This is a genomic window from Pseudomonas sp. Teo4, assembly GCF_034387475.1.
GTDB lineage: Bacteria > Pseudomonadota > Gammaproteobacteria > Pseudomonadales > Pseudomonadaceae > Aquipseudomonas.
Genome location: NZ_JAXCIL010000003.1, coordinates 99347 through 117567 on the forward strand (window position 1 = coordinate 99347; position 18221 = coordinate 117567).

13 protein-coding genes and 3 pseudogenes are annotated in these 18221 nt (G+C 61.5%); 13 read left to right on the plus strand and 3 right to left on the minus strand.

The genetic code is table 11. The features are described 5' to 3' along the window. Positions 1–9 precede the first annotated feature (9 nt). The 13 genes and pseudogenes from PspTeo4_RS28250 (at position 10) to PspTeo4_RS28310 (ending at position 10334) form a co-directional block, all read left to right on the plus strand. Positions 10–1692, plus strand: a complete 1683-nt coding sequence (locus tag PspTeo4_RS28250) for a choline dehydrogenase (RefSeq protein WP_016715857.1) — start codon at positions 10–12, stop codon at positions 1690–1692. A 60-nt stretch (positions 1693–1752) separates the two neighbouring features. Continuing rightward, positions 1753–2760, plus strand: coding sequence for an Ldh family oxidoreductase (locus tag PspTeo4_RS28255; protein ID WP_047150112.1), 1008 nt, complete (start codon positions 1753–1755; stop codon positions 2758–2760). A 17-nt stretch (positions 2761–2777) separates the two neighbouring features. Then, on the plus strand, positions 2778–4355 hold the full coding sequence (locus tag PspTeo4_RS28260) for an aldehyde dehydrogenase (NADP(+)) (protein ID WP_049696799.1): 1578 nt from the start codon (positions 2778–2780) through the stop codon (positions 4353–4355). Between the two features lie 121 nt (positions 4356–4476). Continuing rightward, a pseudogene (locus tag PspTeo4_RS28265) lies at positions 4477–4689 on the plus strand (GntR family transcriptional regulator); the annotation flags it as partial. A 4-nt stretch (positions 4690–4693) separates the two neighbouring features. Then, positions 4694–5233 (plus strand): enolase C-terminal domain-like protein, encoded by a 540-nt coding sequence (locus PspTeo4_RS28270; protein ID WP_198528928.1) that lies wholly within the window; start codon positions 4694–4696, stop codon positions 5231–5233. 177 nt (positions 5234–5410) lie between these two features. Then, positions 5411–6091, plus strand: coding sequence for a cupin domain-containing protein (locus PspTeo4_RS28275; protein WP_004574802.1), 681 nt, complete (start codon positions 5411–5413; stop codon positions 6089–6091). Beyond that, complete coding sequence (locus PspTeo4_RS28280; RefSeq protein WP_004574803.1) at positions 6088–6672, plus strand: TetR/AcrR family transcriptional regulator; 585 nt, start codon at positions 6088–6090, stop codon at positions 6670–6672. Before PspTeo4_RS28275 ends, PspTeo4_RS28280 begins: the two co-directional genes overlap by 4 nt. A 59-nt stretch (positions 6673–6731) precedes the next feature. Further along, complete coding sequence (locus PspTeo4_RS28285) at positions 6732–7508, plus strand: SDR family NAD(P)-dependent oxidoreductase (RefSeq protein ID WP_004574804.1); 777 nt, start codon at positions 6732–6734, stop codon at positions 7506–7508. Positions 7509–7522: 14 nt separating this feature from the next. Then, a complete protein-coding gene (locus PspTeo4_RS28290; RefSeq protein WP_004574805.1) occupies positions 7523–8089 on the plus strand; it encodes an OsmC family protein in 567 nt (188 codons plus the stop codon). 294 nt (positions 8090–8383) lie between these two features. Then, entirely contained in the window at positions 8384–8944 is a 561-nt protein-coding gene (locus PspTeo4_RS28295) for a recombinase family protein (RefSeq protein ID WP_009681541.1), read from the plus strand. Between the two features lie 3 nt (positions 8945–8947). Beyond that, a pseudogene (locus tag PspTeo4_RS28300) lies at positions 8948–9231 on the plus strand (DUF4158 domain-containing protein); the annotation flags it as partial. A 39-nt stretch (positions 9232–9270) separates the two neighbouring features. Further along, positions 9271–9864, plus strand: a pseudogene (locus tag PspTeo4_RS28305) (Tn3 family transposase); the annotation flags it as partial. 236 nt (positions 9865–10100) lie between these two features. Continuing rightward, positions 10101–10334 carry a hypothetical protein gene (locus PspTeo4_RS28310; RefSeq protein ID WP_009681542.1) on the plus strand — a complete coding sequence of 78 codons (234 nt, stop codon included), beginning with the start codon at positions 10101–10103 and terminating at the stop codon, positions 10332–10334. Positions 10335–10375: 41 nt separating this feature from the next. On the opposite strand, the gene PspTeo4_RS28315 is transcribed toward PspTeo4_RS28310, so the two are convergent. The 3 genes from PspTeo4_RS28315 to PspTeo4_RS28325 form a co-directional block, all read right to left on the minus strand. After that, positions 10376–16456 (minus strand): DUF6908 domain-containing protein, encoded by a 6081-nt coding sequence (locus tag PspTeo4_RS28315; RefSeq protein ID WP_009681543.1) that lies wholly within the window; start codon positions 16454–16456, stop codon positions 10376–10378. A 20-nt stretch (positions 16457–16476) separates the two neighbouring features. After that, on the minus strand, positions 16477–17097 hold the full coding sequence (locus tag PspTeo4_RS28320; protein ID WP_009681544.1) for a hypothetical protein: 621 nt from the start codon (positions 17095–17097) through the stop codon (positions 16477–16479). 64 nt (positions 17098–17161) lie between these two features. Continuing rightward, the gene (locus PspTeo4_RS28325; protein WP_009681545.1) at positions 17162–18103 is read right to left on the minus strand and encodes a tyrosine-type recombinase/integrase; all 942 of its coding nucleotides are present in this window, start codon (positions 18101–18103) and stop codon (positions 17162–17164) included. Positions 18104–18221: the final 118 nt, after the last annotated feature.

Below are 18221 nucleotides of genomic sequence, written 5' to 3' on the forward strand. Positions count from 1 at the left end.
GCGCGGCAAATGAGCAAGAACGAGTTCGATTACATCGTGGTCGGTGCCGGGTCGGCGGGGTGCGTGGTGGCCAACCGCCTCAGCGCCGAACGCACCACCCGGGTCCTGCTGCTGGAGGCCGGGCCGCGCCACGATAGCGTGATCCTGAAGATGCCCGCCGCCCTGGGCCTGCCCCTGGAAAGCAAGCGTTTCAACTGGGGCTTCAAGAGCGAGCCCGAGCCGGGCCTGAACGGCAACCGCAGCGACCAGCACCGTGGCCGGGTGCTTGGCGGTTCGTCGTCGATCAACGGCATGGTCTTCGTCCGCGGCAACCCGCTGGACTTCGACGGCTGGGCGGCGGCCGCGCTGCCCGACTGGTCGTACAGCCACTGCCTGCCGTACTTCAAGAAGATGGAGACCTTCGACGGTGGCACGGACAACTTCCGTGGTGGTTCCGGGCCGCTACACGTGCACCGCTGCAAGGCCGACAACCCGCTGTACCAGGCCTTCCTCGGCGCCGGCCAGGACTACGGCCTGCGCCTGAACCCGGACCAGAACGGCGAGCGCCAGGAAGGAGTCAACGTGGCCCAGGCCTCGACCTACAAGGGCGAGCGCTGGAGCACCGCGCGTGGCTACCTGGACTCGGCCGCCGGGCGCGACAACCTGGTGGTGAAAAGCCGCGCCTTCGTCACCGGCCTGGTGTTCTCCGGCAAGGCCGCGGTCGGGGTGAAGTACGAGATCGATGGCGTCGAGCAGATCAGCCATGCCGCCAAGGAAGTGATCCTCAGTGCCGGTGCCTTCGGTTCGCCGCAGTTGCTGCTGCTCGCCGGCATCGGTGATCAGGACGAGCTCAAGGCCCTCGGCATCGAGCTGCGCCACCACTTGCCCGGGGTCGGCAAGAACCTGCAGGACCACGTGGCCGTGGCGATCCAGTATTCGACGCCCAAGCAGGGTGTGTCGCCGACCCGCGCGCTGTCGCCGCTCGGGCGGCTGTTCGTCGGGGCGCGCTGGATGGCCGCGCGCAGTGGCCTGGGGGCGTCCAACTACTTCGAGGTGGGGGCGTTCTTCCGTGGCAACGACCAGGTCGAGTACGCCAACCTGGAGCACGAATTTCTCCCCATGGTGGGCGAGTTCTACCGCGGCAAGGCGCGCATCACCCCGGGCTTCCAGTACTTCACCAGCGTCATGCGCCCGGCCAGTCGTGGCAGCGTCACCCTGGCCTCGAAGGATCCCAAGGCCGATCCGCTGATCCGCCTGAACTTCCTCACCGCGCCGGGCGACCTGGAGCAACTGCGCGAAGGCCTGCGCAAGACCCGGGAAATGATCGCCCAGCGCTCCTGGGACGAACTGCGCGGCGAGGAGCTCAGCCCCGGCAAGCACCTGCAGAGCGATGCCGAGCTGGAAGCCTGGATCCGCGACAACGCCGGCACCACTTTCCACGCCTGTTCCACCTGCCGCATGGGGGTGGACGAGATGGCGGTGGTCGACCATGACGGCCGCGTCCATGGCATCGACCGGCTGCGCATCGTCGACGCCTCGGTGTTCCCGGCGCTGACCACCGGCAACACCAACGCCCCGACCATCATGCTGGCGGAAAAACTGTCCGACCACATCCTCGGCCAGGTCGCTGCGCCGATGGAAGTGTCGGCCTGGCGCGAAGCGCTGGCGCCGGCCCTGGACAAACCCGGACTGCCTGCCGGCATGCCCCACTGACCCTGCCCCGGTCCGGCGGCGACCCGTTCGCCGCCGGACATCCTGATGGAGAAACGACTTTTGGCGCGTCTTGCTTTGAGCGAGGTGGACAGCCTCGCCCGCGCGGTGCTCGAACTGCACGGTTTCAGTCGCGAACAGGCGCTTGCCGTGGCGCGGACCATGGTCTGCGGACAACGGGATGAGTGCGCTTCCCACGGCGTCTACCGCCTGCTGGTGTGCATCGCCACGCTGAAGGCCGGCAAGGTCGACCCGCGCGCCGAGCCGCAGGTGCATGACCATGCGCCGGGCAGTGTGCGGGTGGATGCCGCCGGTGGCTTTTCCCAGCTGGCTTTCGACCGCGGTGTACCGCTGCTGCGGCGCAAGGCGGTGGACAACGGCGTGGCGGCCCTGGTGATCAACCGCTGCGTGCACTTCTCGGCGCTGTGGGTCGAGATCGAGACCCTGACCGACCTCGGCCTGGTGACCCTGGCCTGCAACCCGAGCCATGCCTGGGTCGCTCCGGCGGGCGGGCGCGGGCCGGTGTTCGGGACCAATCCGATCGCCTTCGGCTGGCCGCGCCCGGGCAAGGATCCGTTTGTCTTCGACATGGCCACCAGCGCCATTGCCCGTGGCGATATCGAGTTGCACCGGCGTGCCGGCAAACCGGTGCCGCTGGGCTGGGGCGTATCTGCCGACGGCGAGCCGACCACGTCGGCCGAGGCCGTGCTGCAGGGCGCCATGCTCACCTTCGGCGGGCACAAGGGCTCGGCCCTGGCGGCGATGATCGAACTGCTGGCGGGGCCGCTGATCGGCGACCTGACCAGCGCCCAGTCGCTGGCCCACGACGCTGGTGCGGGAGCCTCGCCGTTCCATGGCGAGCTGATCCTGGCCTTCGACCCCAGGCGCTTTCTTGGCGAGCGCTACGAGCATTACCTGCACAGCGCGGAAACCCTGTTCGACAGCATCGAGCAGCAGGGTGCCCGCCTGCCTTCCGCCCGGCGCTACGAGGCGCGTCGGCGCAGCCTGGCGCAGGGCGTCGAGATCAACGATGAACTGCTGGACGAACTGAACGCGCTACTGCATCGGTAGCGCCTGGAGAACATGTGATGACGGCTATATCAGGCAAGAACTTCATCGCCGGTGCGCGTTGCGCCAACGGCACCACCCCCCATCGCAGTGTCGATGCCAGCACCGGCGAGGCACTGCCCTGGACCTTCTGGCAAGCCAGCGCGGAGGAAGTGGACCAGGCGTGCGATGCCGCCGCTGCGGCGGCGGCTCGATTCCGCAGCACCAGCCCCGGGCAGCGAGCCGATTTCCTCGACGCCGTGGCCGCCGAGATCGATGCCCTGGGTGAGGATTTCGTGGCCATCGTCTGCCGCGAAACCGCACTGCCGAGTGCCCGGATCCAGGGTGAGCAGAAGCGCACCACGGGCCAGTTGCGCCTGTTCGCCGAAGTGCTGCGCCGTGGTGATTTCCTCGGCGCGCGGATCGACAGCGCATTGCCGGAGCGCCTGCCGCTGCCGCGGCCGGATTTGCGCCAATACAAGATCGGCATTGGCCCGGTGGCGGTGTTTGGCGCGAGCAACTTCCCCCTGGCCTTTTCCACTGCGGGCGGTGATACCGCCTCGGCCTTCGCCGCCGGTTGCCCGGTGGTGTTCAAGGCCCATAGCGGGCATATGGCGACCTCGGAACTGGTGGCTGGCGCCATCACCCGGGCGGTCGAGCGCTGCGGCCTGCCGGCGGGGGTGTTCAGCATGATCTACGGGAGCGGGGTCGGCGAGCAATTGGTCAAGCACCCGCGGATCAAGGCCGTGGGCTTTACCGGCTCGCTCAAGGGCGGCCGTGCCCTGTGCGACATGGCCGCCGCGCGCAAGGAGCCGATCCCGGTGTTCGCCGAGATGTCCAGCATCAACCCGGTGATCGTCCTGCCCCGTGCCGCCGAGCGGCGTGGCGTGGTCATCGCCGGGCAACTGGCGGACTCGATCGTGCTCGGCTGCGGCCAGTTCTGTACCAATCCGGGGCTGGTGCTCGGCCTGCGCTCGCCGGCCTTCAGCGCCTTCGGCGAGGTGCTCGGCAGCGCCCTGCAAGGCAAGCCGGCGCAGACCATGCTCAATGCCGGCACCCTACGCAGCTACCAGTGCGGTTCGCAGCATCTGCAGGACACTGACGGAATTCGCCTGCTGGCGGAGGGCGCGGCCGACGGGCAGGCGCCGGCCCGCCTGTTCGGCGCCGATCAGCGCCTGCTGCTTGAAGGCGATGAAGTGCTTCAGGAAGAGGTGTTCGGCCCGGCATCGGTGCTGATTGCCCTCGATGACAAGGCCGCACTGCTGCGTGGCCTGGAGGCCATGCAAGGTCAGCTGACGGTGACCCTGATCGGCGATGACGAAGACCTGGAGGCCTTCGCCGAACTGATCCCGCTGCTGGAGGACAAGGCCGGGCGCCTGCTGGTCAACGGCTACCCGACCGGGGTCGAGGTGGCCGACGGCATGGTTCACGGCGGGCCTTACCCGGCCACTTCGGATGCGCGCGGCACTTCGGTCGGCAGCCTGGCGATCGAGCGCTGGCTGCGCCCGGTGTGCTACCAGAACTTCCCGGACAGCGCGCTGCCCGATGCTCTCAAGCGCGACAACCCGCTGGGCATCACGCGCCTGGTCAATGGCCGGGCGAGCACGGCGGCGGCCTGACATATCCTGTACCTGCTCCGGGCTACCGGGGCAGGCGCGGATCGGGCTATGGTGCGGGCTGAAAAATTTCGTATAAAATATTCGAAGTCCGCCCTGGAGAAAAACCACCGTGTCTCTTTTCTTGAAAAACGTCCCCAACCTGGGCATTGCCCCTTCCAGCTCGGAGATCATCCTGAAGCACCTGCGGGACGCGATTATCAAGGGCGAGTTGCCGGAAGACGAACCGATCCGCCAAGACGAACTGGCCAAGTCGTTCAACGTCAGCAAGATCCCGGTGCGCGAGGCGCTCAAGCGCCTGGAGTCGGAAGGGCTGGTGGAATTCCACCGCAACCGCGACGGTGATCGTCGCCGACTCCAACGGCGGCTGGTCGCTGGCCAGCGCCAAGCTGGCGATCCAGGGCATGGCCGGCTTGCCGGTGTATGTCGAGCAGCCGTGCCGCAGCACCATTGACTGCATCCTCGCTGCCCGCGGCTCGAGCCTGCCGCTGGTGCTGGACGAATCCATCGTCAGCGCCGACGAAGTGTTCCGCGCCAAGTACGAGGCCAACGCGGTGTCGGTGAACATCAAGTTCGGCAAGCTCGGCGGCCTGACCAACCTGGTGCGCGCCCGCGACCTGCTGCAGGATCTGAACATGGCGGTGTCGGTGGAGGACATGTGGGGCGGCGACATCATCACCGCTGCCACCAGCCACGTAGCAGCCACCACCCGCCCTGAAAGCCTGCTGATGACACCGTTCTTCAACGACTGGACCGACGGCCACCTGGCCCACTACCAGCCGCGTTCGCAGGGCGGCTTCGGCAGCGCGCCGACGGGGCCGGGGCTGGGCATCGAAGTGGATGTCGGCCGGCTGGGGGCGCCGCTGTTCAGCGTCGAATAAACGGTTCTTGTTGGGGACGATAGAGAATTCGGAAAAAATCGTACGCTAAGCTTCGCGAGTTCTTGTAACCAATTCATTGTTTTTTCAATGGATGAAAGAAAATGGCGAAAGCTATTTGACAAACAAATCGGGATCTTATAACTTACCTACCAAGTAGTCGGTAGATGAAATAAAGCCATGAAACTCAATTCAGATCTTTCGCAGCGTGTTGTCGTCGAGCCTTCAAGCTTACAGTGGGTCGATTCGCCAGCGACCGGGATTCAACGCCAGTTACTGGAGCGTGATGGCGACGAAGTGGCGCGTGCCACCTCGATCGTGCGATACGCGCCGGGCTCCGCTTTTGAAAATCATAAGCACGACTTGGGCGAGGAGATTCTGGTCCTGGACGGCGAATTCAGCGACGAATCCGGGACCTTCGGGCCTGGGACTTACATCAAGAATCCACCAGGTTCTTCGCATGCACCGAGCTCCGCGACGGGTTGCACGTTGTTCGTCAAGCTGCGCCATCTTGATCTAGCCGACAGCCAACGCACCGTGGTCGACACCCGTAACGGCCCCTGGTTTCCAGGCCTCGTGCCGGGTCTGTCGGTGATGCCACTTTCTGAGTTCGACACACAACATACGGCTTTGGTGCGCTGGGCCCCGGGGACACGATTCAATTCGCATCGTCACTACGGCGGTGAAGAAATCTATGTGTTGGAAGGCGTCTTTGAGGATGAGTTCGGAAGCTACCCTACCGGCACATGGATGCGCAGTCCGCATTTGAGTGCTCACCGTCCCTTCAGCAATACAGGCTGCACCATCCTGGTCAAGACAGGCCACCTGCCAGTCGCCGAATCAAATGAGGCGCTTGCATGAAGCATTTCTCCGAAATCTCGCCGACCGCCGAGCGGGTGGTCGATGCCGCTGAAGGGTTGGTACAGCAGCACGGCTACAACGGCTTCTCATACGACGACGTGGCCCAGTTGGTAGGCATCAAAAAACCAAGTATCCACCACCACTTTCCCAAGAAGGGTGAACTCGTGGCCGTGGTCGCACAGCGCTACACGCACCGGTTTCGTGAGGAGTTGCTGAGCATCGAAGGGCAGCATGCGAAAGCGCCTGACAGGCTAACTGCGTATGCGGCACTTTTCGAACGCACCTTCGCCAAGGACCGGCGCCTTTGTGTCTGCGGCATGTTGGGTGCCGAGTCGGACTCGCTGCCGGACGCCGTTGTGAGCGAGGTCGAGCGATTCTTTAAAGTCAATCTCGACTGGTTGACTCTTGTCGTTGCCGATGGTCAGCGTGCCGCGCTGATCACCTCGAATTCCACCCCAGAGGCTCTCGCAGAGGCATTCTTGTGCGCGTTGGAAGGCTCGATGATGGTGGGCCGTGGCATGCGGTCGTCACGCGGACCGGCCGAAGTTGGAAACACTTTTCTTTCCACCGTGTTGACCTGAGGTCGGCACTTTTTTTGCAACACAACCCTACCATTTAGTTGGTAGTTAAGGAGATTATTATGAGTACTGAATTTAATGGCAAGAAGTTGTTGGTCATCGGCGGCACTAGCGGGATGGGACTGCAAACTGCCCGCATGGTTCTTGAGCAAGGCGGAAGCGTCGTCATCGTCGGTCACCGTGAAGACAAGGCCGAAGAGGCCCGCAAGGCGCTGTCGTCGTTGGGCACCGTGACCGCCCTGACTGCCGATCTCTCGCGAGCCGAAGATGTGAAGCGACTCCTGCATACCATCGATGAACACCACAAGGACATCAATCTTCTGGTCAACGCGGCTGGGGTGTTCTTCCCGAAGGCGTTTCTTGAGCACACGGAAAGTGATTACGAACAATATTTGACGTTGAATAAAGCGTTCTTCTTCATCACACAAAAAGTCGTGGCCAATCTCGTGGCCAGCGAGCGTCCCGGCGCCATTGTGAACATCGGCTCGATGTGGGGCAAGCAGGCGATTGCGGCTACGCCGTCGTCCGCGTATTCGATGGCAAAAGCAGGTTTGCATTCGCTGACCCAGCACCTTGCGATGGAGCTGGCATCCAAACAAATCAGGGTCAATGCCGTTTCTCCGGCGGTTGTCGAAACGCCGATTTACGAGGGATTCATACCCAAGGCCGAGGTTCATGGCGCCTTACAGGGATTCAACAGCTTCCACCCAATCGGCAGGGTTGGGACGCCACAAGACGTCGCCGAGGTCATCCTCTTCCTGTTGTCGGACAAGGCAGCATGGGTGACGGGCGCAATCTGGGACGTTGACGGCGGCGTGATGGCCGGGCGTAACACATAATGGGGGAACGAGAAATGAACACAAACATTAAAGGAACTCCCGGCAACGGGATCAACGTCGGCGCATTGCGTGAGTTTGCAGATCAGGTCGCAGCAAAGCCCGCCGCAGGCATCGCGACGTTCGGCGTCGTGACAACCTGGGAGGGTGGCACCCGGACGCGTGCGCGAACCATGCCGCTCGTACTAGGTGACACGGCCTTGGCGCGCGGCTTTGTCATCGACGCGGACGAACCGGCAGAATTGCTCGGTACCGACACGGCCGCTAATCCACAAGAATTGATCCTGGCTGCGTTGAACGCATGCATGACTGCAACCTACGCGGCAAATGCGGCGGCAATGAACATCGAGTTGCAATCGCTGACTATCCGCACGAAGGGAAGCCTCGATCTGAGAGGTTTTCTTGGAATCGATCCTGGGATCAATCCAGGGTACGACCAGGTCGAGTATGAGGTCGAAATGGAGTCGTCGGCGGATTCGGCGGCGCTGAAAGCATTGCACGCGCAGGTGCAGCGAACATCGCCGAATTACCACAACTTCGCGAGAGCCATTGATCTCAAGGCCAAGCTGACCATTCTCCAATGATCGAGTCAGTGTTTCCCGTGGTTGGCTGACGGGAGGCCAAACCAGATGCGCTATGACGGAAGGTTCAACCTTCCGTCATCACGTTCTCTGGAATACGCAGTGTCAATTTGAGGTATACCCTAACCGGATGTCAGGCATGCCCGTGCCGCGCCGTCAGAATAGAGTCCGCTTTCACATTCTTTGACACATGCTTGCCAAGGTCTTAGATTTCAGCCTGATAAATTCAAGGCTTCGGGTGCAATGGAACCAAAAACCAACGTAAGCCCTGCCGCCCATCCAGCCCATGGAGGCATCTTGCAGGGACAACGCATCGGTTACGTCCGGGTCAGCAGCTTCGACCAGAACCCGGAACGCCAGCTGGAGCAGACCGAGGTGAGCAAGGTGTTCACCGACAAGGCCTCGGGCAAGGACACCCAGCGCCCCCAGCTCGAAGCGCTGCTGAGCTTCGTCCGCGAAGGGGACACCGTGGTAGTGCACAGCATGGATCGCCTGGCCCGCAACCTCGATGACCTGCGCCGCCTGGTGCAGAAGCTGACCCAGCGTGGCGTGCGGATCGAGTTCTTGAAGGAGGGGCTGGTCTTCACCGGCGAGGACTCGCCGATGGCCAACCTGATGCTGTCGGTGATGGGGGCCTTCGCCGAGTTCGAGCGCGCCCTGATCCGCGAGCGGCAGCGCGAGGGCATCGCCCTGGCCAAGCAGCGCGGCGCGTACCGTGGCCGCAAGAAAGCTCTCTCCGACGAGCAAGCCATCACGTTGCGGAAGCGGGCCGCTGCCGGCGAGCCGAAGGCGCAGCTCGCCCGCGAGTTCGGCATCAGCCGTGAAACCCTCTACCAGTACCTCCGCACGGACGACTGATTTATGCCGCGTCGCTCGATCCTCTCGGCCACCGAGCGCGACACCTTGCTTGCGCTACCGGAAAGCCAGGATGACCTGATCCGCTACTACACCTTCAACGACTCCGACCTGTCGCTGATCCGCCAGCGACGCGCGACGCCAACCGCCTTGGCTTCGCGGTGCAGCTCAGCCTGCTGCGCTACCCCGGCTATGCGTTGGGCACCGACAGCGAGCCGCCCGAGCCGGTCATCTTATGGGTGGCCAAGCAAGTTCAGGCCGACCCGGCGAGTTGGCCGAAGTACGGCGAGCGAGACGTGACTCGCCGCGAGCACGCCCAGGAACTGCGCACCTACCCGACGCTGCGCCCGCTGATCGGCGGCACCCTGAACATTAAGCACGTCCGCGCCCACTGGGATGACATCCTGCGCTAGGCCAGCTCGATCAAGCAGGGCACCGTCACCGCCTCGCTGATGCTGCGCAAGCTCGGCAGCTATCCACGCCAGAACGGCCTGGCCGTGGCCCTGCGCGAGCTGGGCCGGATCGAGCGCACGCTGTTCATCCTCGACTGGTTGCAGAGCGTCGAACTGCGCCGCCGCGTGCATGCCGGTCTGAACAAGGGTGAAGCACGCAACTCCCTGGCCAGGGCGGTGTTCTTCAACCGCCTTGGGGAAATCAGGGATCGGAGTTTCGAGCAACAGCGCTACCGGGCCAGCGGTCTCAACCTGGTGACGGCCGCCATCGTGCTGTGGAACACGGTGTACCTGGAGCGCGCCACCCAGGGGTTGGTCGAGGCCGGCAAACCGGTGGACGGCGAGCTGCTGCAATACCTGTCGCCGCTGGGCTGGGAACACATCAACCTGACCGGCAATTACGTCTGGCGGCAGAGCCGCAGGCTGGAGGACGGGAAGTTTCGGCCGCTAAGGCTGCCCGGAAAACCCTAGCGTACGATTTTTTCCGTTTTCTCTATTCGCCCCATATCGATCAGTAAGACCGCTGCAAAGTCACCTCAGCTGGTCGAAATCTCCACTGGGTGTAAGGTACTCCTAGGTGCTACTTCCTCTGTCAGCGTAACGGAGATCCGGGACCTGAAATGGCAGGAGGTCGAGAGCCTGAAATTTTCGGATGGGAGCGTCGCGACGATCGTCGCGACCGATCCAAAAGCTGCGGCTGACTAACTATGCACCCCGCAGCGCAGCAGGCCAAATTAGCGGCCGCACTAAAGCTCATTACAGATGAAGCAGATCCGATCCAGGTGCGTGTCAAAATGGCCTACGTCTGGGGCTATATTGACGCCTTGGCTGATGCTGGACTTTTGAGCCAGGCGGAGGCTGACCGCCTGCAAAAGGCCGCAGAGCAACGCCGCGATAAACGCCTCGCTGACTTGGGCGCAGATCCCTTGCTCACCAGCTGAAAGGAACCCGCCCCCGGATGTCTCGGGGGGCGGGTGGACAGTCATCCGAGGCGTGGCCGGGAAGGTTCTGCAACTGGCTCTTCAGCCGTTTCAAGATCCAGTCGCTGCTCACGTTGAGCAAGCACATGCCGCGCATAGTCGACCAGGTGGCCAGAGATCTCGTACAGCCGGTCCTCGGCACGATTGACCAACCGATAGCGATCGACGGCACCTACTCGCTTCGTCTGCAGCGAATCGAAGCCGCCTGCAATGATGTCGTCGACGAACTGGCGTGCGGTCACCACGTTTCCGTTGTAACGGTAGTGCGTGCGGTCAAGCTGAGCGAGCACGTGCTGCAAGTGGCTCTCAGCAGCACGTTGCTGCGCAGCGGCGTCGCGGCGATGTTGCTTTTCCGCCTCCATCTGGCTGGCCTGCTCCGGCGAGTATCCTGCCCACCCATAGATCGCTACGGTGATCTCCTTGGCTGTCTTGGCTAGTTTGATGCCTGTGACCTGTGTGAAGTAGCGCTTGGATAGATCGTTTTGCCCCCGCGGCCGAGCCAGCCACCCCAGCAAATGATCGATGTCCTTGTCGATCAACGCCAAGGCGAACTCGCGGTGCATCCGGCCGGGGATCCCGCTGTGGCGATCCGGATCCTGCGCTCTCATGAACTCGGCGTAGCCTTGGGCGACCCGCTCCATCTCGATGCCGGCGTCGCCGCGTTCATTCTTCAACCGTGACCAGGCCGTTTCTGTCTGTAGAGCTGCGACAGCCTGCTGGATGGCCTGCAGTGCGTCCCACGGCCGGCGTCCGGATGCTTCTACAGCACAGCGGAGCTCGATCGAAAGAGGGCAGTCGGGATCGTCCAGCCTAACCATAACCGACTGGTCGGTGGCACGGTTCAGCTGAAGCTCCGCTGGCAGATCAGCATCTTGCTGCTGGCCTTGGCCGATACGGCGTTGCATACCTTTCTGTTGGTACACCTGCAGGACGTGGTCGAGCAGCTGGTGGCCATCGCTATCGGCCGGGAAGAGCTCCATGAAGCTCGTAGCGTCGACCTCGAACCGAGGGTTGTCCTTGTTCTGTTCCTGCAGTCTGCGCTCGTAGTGGGCCTGCAGGCGGTCCAGTTCGCGCACTGCCCACGCGCAGGCGGAGGAAAGGCTAGTTTTGGGGCCAGTCACACCGCCTCCGGTATTCGGCAAGTAGGTTCCAGGCGACTGGTATTCCACCAGGATGAAGAACGGCGATGCGCGGTCCTTGAACCGTAACTCGTAGGAGCGATCGTCCAGGGGCTGTGCCCGGAACTTGCTCTGGTCAAGAGGCTGGATCTCGGCTGTGCTGTCGGCGCCGAGGTTCGCCTGGCGTATTTCCTCATTCAGCTGGACGAAGAAGGCGTTGCTGTCGAATGCCGGGGCGGATGCCGCTACAGCCAAGGCGGTCTCAAGCGAAGACTGACTCGGCTTTTTGGGCCAGGGCTGCCCGAGCGGGCGCCATTCCCCGCCGATGAATGCTCTCGCCCAGAAGCAATCCCTGCCGCCATCCTGCCGGCGGGGGTCATACTTCGATAGCTTGCGGTGAATGAGGGAGACAGCTGTTCCACGGATCAGCACGTGGACCGTTGCATTGTCGAGGAGGTCACCGACCTTGTGCGTTGCTCCCTGGGCCACCCCGCTCTCTGGCGACGTGGCCAGCGCCGATGGAGCAGCTTCATCGTTCGTCAGGAAATTCTTGGGACGATCTTGCAGAACGCCGGGGCCTCCGTGCGGTAACGCGGCGGCAGGTTCGGTGATCCGCACACCGTCCTTGACGATGCTGCGAATGCCCAGGGTGTTCTCTTCAAGAGATTCGCCGGCGTCGTTGCTGCCAATGGACTTCCAGTAATGATCTGCTTGGCTGAGTGAGTCCTCGATTCGCTCTCGAAGGTCATCCAGTGCGTCTGCTTCCGATAGGCCGGAGCCGCGCAGCTCGGCGTACTCAGGACCTTCACGGCGAGCCTCGTACCATCCCTGTCCTGGTGTGCGGTCATTCCACGAGACAGCGACCTCGCCGAGGATTTGCTGCAGCGCCCAATCTGCCATTTTCAGCGCTTCGGCCTTCTGTCTGGGCGTTGTGACGCTGTCCTGTGATCGAGCTATCCGACGCTGTTCCAGGACGATTCGGTTGCCGGCATAGAATACGGCGTCGAATCGAGAGGTAAACCCGTCCCCTCGGCAAGTCATCGGCTCCGATCGGCCGCTATGGTTACCCTGATGGTGATGAGTTGTGATCGCGCTGTACCAGCGGCCCTCGTCCAAAGCAACCTGGATCATTGCGGTGGCCATCGCCCGGCCCTTTACCCGCTGGTCGGCTTCATACAACAGGTTCTCGACCTCGGAGGAGTCTTGTTCGTCCACTGCGCCCTTTTGGGTGACAGCAAGAATCTTGGTTTGAATGAGGTCGACCGTGTAGGCCGGATCCAATCCTCGTAGCGGCATCACCCCGGCGACGATTTGGCCATCCAACTTCGCGTGCACAAGAGAGCCGTGGTTCGGAGCGTCGATTTCCCAGTCATTGGCTACGAAGAACACGGCCCCTGGGTACTTCACCGCAATGTAGTCGTGATAGCGCTTGTCGAGTGAAACGAGGCGGCCCGAGGACCTGGCTAGGATCACGGCATCTTTGTCGTCGTGCATCCTTCGGTACACGAATACCGGTTTCATCGCGTCAGCGGTCTCATGCTCCAGAAAACGGCTGATGTCCGGCCGTTTCGCCAGAGGCGTATTCTGGAAGCGACGGCTCTCGTTCTTCTCGAAGCTGCGGTAGTTCGGTTCTTCCAAATCGAATACGTGGCCGTTGGTCCAAGCGACAGAAGCTCCGTTCCGGACCCGGAACCAGCCGTTATCCTTGTCTATCCATGCTTTGGTGAAACCGATTTCTGACGCTAGAGGCTTTGTCACGGCCTGGGCCCCGAATGGCTCGAACCGTTCCCAGTTGCGCTCCTCCTCTTCGGCTTTGGCTGCCGCGAGCCTGGCCTCCAGGTCGACCAGGAGGCTTTCCGCCTGGTGGACGGTGGTTGCAGCACTTTCTAGCATCTCGATGGCCAGCGCGTTCTCAGGAGCAATGGTGCGCAAGTCCTCGATCCGCGCTGCAGTTTTCCGCAGATGGCTGGCTTTGAACCCCCGGAGGTTATCACCCAGTCGCCTCACTGCATCCGCCAGCCGTTTGGGCTCGCTGGGTATATCCTGAAATTGTTCCAGACCTACGGCTATGTTGAATGAGGCGGGAGAGGGTAGATGTTTCTCCATGAGCGTCACCAGCTGGGCCTGGTCCGCCGGCAGGTCGGCGCTGAAGGCGAGCTGGGCAACCCAGTCTCCTTGGGACACCACTCCTCTGTCAGCGCAAAGAACACGAATGAGTGCCTGAACCCGGCGCTTGGGATCGACCTCCTTCCTCGACACCGCCAGAGCAGCTTGAAAGGCTTCTACAGGATCAGCGGGCGGTAGGAACTGCAGGGATCCGTCAGCTACCCAGCACGTCTCGACTTCCACCATCGCTTCGGCCGCATCTCGAATTAGCTCGAAGCCTTTGTCACCCGCCGAGTTTTCAAGAACCTTGCTCACCACCCCGGTGACCGGCTGCTTTGCCGCGTTGGCAGGAGTGAAGCGGACTCGATCGCCCGCCTGCATTGTGCTCCCGGTGAGCTCATTTTGTGGCAAGGTGGCCCGGGCGGCGGCGACCATCTCGGTCATTTCCGAGGCCATGAGTTGCCGGGCGGATTTGACTGCATTGTGGTCGCCACGCTTATGAGCGGCATACAAGTCGCGCTCGGCTCTGCTGAAATCGGCCGAGCGATAGTGCTCGGCCGGGGCGAAGAACCGGTACCCGTTGAAGGATGTCTCAGCGTAAAAATCGCCGGGAAGCGAATAGCGAGTAGCTTCGTACCTCGTGTTGATCCCGTACAGGGGGAGCCTGGTGGGAGCGGTGGATGGCAAGCGCAGCAAAATACGTGATCTGGTGATATCGGCCGGCTCTGCATCGGTGGTCGTTGCAGGTCGAGGCAATACCTCACGCTGCGCATTGATCTCGTGCCAGCCCTTCATCCATTCGCGCATCGCAGGTACGCCATCGCCTACGTTGCCCCCCAACGTTGCCATCAGATCCTTATCCCAGGCTGGAACGCACTTCATGCCCTGTTCTGCAGCCCGTCGACCTAGTTCATAAGGAGACAGCTGGACGGGCGAGGAGATTGCACTCGTGCTTTCAAACTTGAAGGCCTCAACCAGGGACTCCCTGACGGCCTCCGCCGCCACGTGGAGCACTCTTTCACCTTTGGTGAAGGGGTCGCCGTTGACCTGCACCACACCCCCTTGGGACACAGCGATACGGACAGATACGTCTTCGCGGACCAGCGTGGCGTAGCGCCATTTGCCAATGGTGGACGGGCCAGACTCCTCCCAAGGTGAGACTTCCGCGTTGAGCTCGGCGGCGAGTTTTTCAACGATGGCCATCCCCTCGTAAAGGCGATTCTCAGGGCCGTCTTCCAGGCTTTCATCGGCATCATCCGACCATTCCAGCCGGGCACTGGAGAACCCCTGCTGAAGGAGGTTCTGGGCAAAGATGTTCGCGAAGCTGCGGTCAAGGCCCCGCAGTTCTCCGCCACGGATCGGGTTCTGCACTGCGGTCTCGCACAGAACGAGGTGACCGGCGGGGCGTATCTCGAAAATCATTTCGCTATCGATGAAACGATCGCCGTTCGACTCCAGGTAGTGGGTGAGGCAGAGACGTGGCGACGATTCCGCTGGCAGACGCTCGATAATGAGATCCGTGTAGGGCGGATTGACGAGCCGGACGTAGCTGTTGAATCCCGTCATCAGCCGCTCTGCCAGGCCAGCCTCTGATAGCAGCTTGGAGACGGACCGGGCTGCCCGTTCACCTGGGCCGTAGGCGACATCTGGATAGTCGACCAAGACGTGAAATGGTATTTGCTTGCCGTCGGCGAATGCCCGGCGAACGGCCTGCTTGTGAGCTGCAGTCAGCGCTTTTGCGGGTGTGATCTGGTCTGTCGCGAATGCCTGGTTACGGAAATGGACCTCCACTGTTCCGTCCGAGGCCCTCCTGGTGACCGCGACTGTCTTGAATTGGTGTTGGGATACCAGCCATGCCTCCGTGGGCTCGATCGAGCTGCTGCCCGCCGCTGCGCCAACGCGCTCAGGCTCCCAAGCGTCATCGATCGATGCTGCCTGGATCTGGTCTTGAGGATGAGGCGCTGCAGGGGAGGTATCTACCGGCTGCTCTGCGGTATCGAGACGAAGGCGTTCGGCTTGGGCGAAGTCTATCGCCTGCTTTCGGTCGAGCGCCTCAACGCTGCAGGGGAAGCGACCATCCTGGAATACCACAAGGTACTCAGACACCATGCCGCGACGGCCAAACTTGGCTACTTCATGGGCCTTCACGACTCGCGCAGGACCAGTGCGCTTACGTGCCGACTTGATTGCCGGAAGCATGAAGGCTGCGACAGATGACCGTTCAGGCGCAGCTGCAGCGATTGTGTGCGACTGGTCTGGCTCAGGATCCAGAAGGGAAGGGTACTCGGCAACAACATCGAAAGGGACCTGCTTGCCCTCCGAGAGAGCTTTCATCACCACGTCGTAGTGCGTTACGGCCTCTTCCAGCGCCGCGATGGCCTCTTGGTCGCCGGCGAGCGCACGCTGATGCCGCCATGCCGCAACACCGTAGGAAAGCTCGGAAAGCCTGCCAATTCGCCCAGCCTCGGAACTTGCGGAAACCTTCATCGGTGTGGCGAGCTCGCGTCGAGCGGAAATCCACTCTGCCGAACTCATCTGCCAGGGGGCCTTTTCGACGCCGGCGTTTTGTCCCGCGGCGACTGAAACAGCTTCAAGATTGCTCGGGATGGGGACGTAGAATATCTCCGACATTTCCATCTGGCGCGACCTGGCCTTGGGGAAGTGGCGGATAATTTCGGGGAGGGTGAAGCGGAGGTTGGTGCGTCGGTAGAGGGCTCCATCTTTCTCGAAACCCAGCTCCGTTACCGACTGGGGGATCACTCCCCCAGGTAATGACCGCAGGACAAGCGACTTGCCTTCTGGATCTTGTTGGACGTTTAGCTCTACATCATGTTCAGAAAGGTCGATCCAGGTTGGCATCCACTTACCTCATCTCATTTTCAGCTGCGCCTCCGCTGAGAGAAGAAGTGCTTGAGGAGGCGCTCGAATTCATTGGTTTTCTCGGCTGCCTGGGCGATGGTTTCAAGCGCGGCCAGGGTGGAGGCCTTGCTGCCATACTTCAGCTGCAGCTGCTCAAAGATCTTGTCCATCTCCTGCTCCGGGAGATGTTTCTCGACGTTTTTCTTCGTCGCGTCCATCAGGTGGATCAGCGTCATTTCTGGGGTAGCGCAGTGCATCTCGAACTGCCCCAGGGGATCCTCGAACTTTGCGAGCTCGTACATCCTCTCGTCGGTGAGCTTGGGATGGACCATGCTCTGTACGATGCGGAAGTCACCCTCGTATGGCGCGATGCTTTTCTTGTATGGGTAGTCACCTCCTAGAAAAACTCGCCCGTCCACAGGTTTGCGGTACCAGGCGGTGGAGTGCGTCAAAGCAGCGCTTTGGAAGCAGAACTTCGCCAGGCGGATGCCATAGAGCTCAAAAAGGACCTCGGCATCTTTTCCCGTCCTGAAGTAAACCCCTTGCGCGACCCGAACGATCTGTTTGTCCCGCTTTAGGGCGTATGCTTCGTGCTTGTCGGTGTTCACCCCGACAAGCAAGACATCATGTCGTTCGTCCATCAATCGAAAACCATCATATTAAGATTAGTATTTATAATCAAACGAAAGTAAAACAGAGGCGTCGTCACATCGCCTCTCCCTCTGGTGGCAGCAAATGGGCATAGATCTGTGTTGTGGCAAGATCCTCATGCCCAAGATTCTCCTTGATCTGCAAAATCGGCACGCCTCTGGCGAACATGACGCTCGCGGCCGTATGGCGGAGCACATGTGCGCCACAACGCTTCAGCTTTCCTGCCAGCCCAGCAGACTGCAGGTGCCGGGATACCTGTTGGTACACAAGCGATCCGGAGAGACGTCGTCCAGCCCTTGAGATGAAGAGCAGATCGCTTTCCCGCTCGTGCTGCTGCAAAACTTCGGCCCGGGTCTTGAGCCATGCACGCATGGGATCGAGGGCGCGGTCGTCATGTGAAAAGTCGATCAGCCGCTCCTTATTCCCTTTTCCTACTACCCTCATCCGGCGGTAGTGAAGGTCCAGTCCACTAATAGTGGCATTACAGATCTCTTCGTTCCGGAGACCGGTCGCAAGCCCTAAGCTGACTATGGCGGAATCCCTGACTTTCGCTGGGCCATGACTTGAGTCTATCACCTGTAAGAGATGACGCTGGTCTCGCCACATCAAAACCGGAGGCAGTCTCTTTGGCCGGTTTCCTCCACCTGGCGTGCCAGGCCTGCGGCCCGTGTGTCTCGGCAGGCGTTCCATTGGACTATCCGTCACGACTCCGGTTTCAACAAGCCAGTGGAACAAGGCGCACAGCGCAGAGTGGCGCAAGACCTGATATGCCCTGGAATAGGGCTTCCCGCCGACGCCAGGAGCTCGGAGGAACGCTATCACGCAATCATCGTCAAGCGCATTGGGGAACGCTTCCTCGCTTCGACTGTCTATGTAGCGCAGGAAGCCGGTCGCCACTGCGCAATAGACGCGAATCGTCTTCGACGAATACGGGCTGGCGAAGGCGGTCCTCAGCCAGTTCTCGAATGCGTCGACGGCGAATGCGGGAGTGGTCACGGAAAGAGATCCAATTTTCGTGTATAAATTTGATTTCAGAGTAGCTACAGAGTGCCTATATGTTTCACGTTGGCGCTGTTAAACTATAAAACAATGCGAGTCATAGCCACAGAGGAAC

What these genes read in the sequence shown, in the direction of transcription:
- PspTeo4_RS28280 (WP_004574803.1), top strand. Translation starts at nt 6,088, where the DNA reads ATGAAGCATTTCTCCGAAATCTCGCCGACCGCCGAGCGGGTGGTCGAT.
- PspTeo4_RS28260 (WP_049696799.1), top strand. Translation starts at nt 2,778, where the DNA reads ATGACGGCTATATCAGGCAAGAACTTCATCGCCGGTGCGCGTTGCGCC.
- PspTeo4_RS28285 (WP_004574804.1), top strand. Translation starts at nt 6,732, where the DNA reads ATGAGTACTGAATTTAATGGCAAGAAGTTGTTGGTCATCGGCGGCACT.
- PspTeo4_RS28250 (WP_016715857.1), top strand. Translation starts at nt 10, where the DNA reads ATGAGCAAGAACGAGTTCGATTACATCGTGGTCGGTGCCGGGTCGGCG.
- PspTeo4_RS28310 (WP_009681542.1), top strand. Translation starts at nt 10,101, where the DNA reads ATGCACCCCGCAGCGCAGCAGGCCAAATTAGCGGCCGCACTAAAGCTC.
- PspTeo4_RS28315 (WP_009681543.1), bottom strand. Translation starts at nt 16,456, where the DNA reads ATGCCAACCTGGATCGACCTTTCTGAACATGATGTAGAGCTAAACGTC.
- PspTeo4_RS28290 (WP_004574805.1), top strand. Translation starts at nt 7,523, where the DNA reads ATGAACACAAACATTAAAGGAACTCCCGGCAACGGGATCAACGTCGGC.
- PspTeo4_RS28275 (WP_004574802.1), top strand. Translation starts at nt 5,411, where the DNA reads ATGAAACTCAATTCAGATCTTTCGCAGCGTGTTGTCGTCGAGCCTTCA.
- PspTeo4_RS28320 (WP_009681544.1), bottom strand. Translation starts at nt 17,097, where the DNA reads ATGGACGAACGACATGATGTCTTGCTTGTCGGGGTGAACACCGACAAG.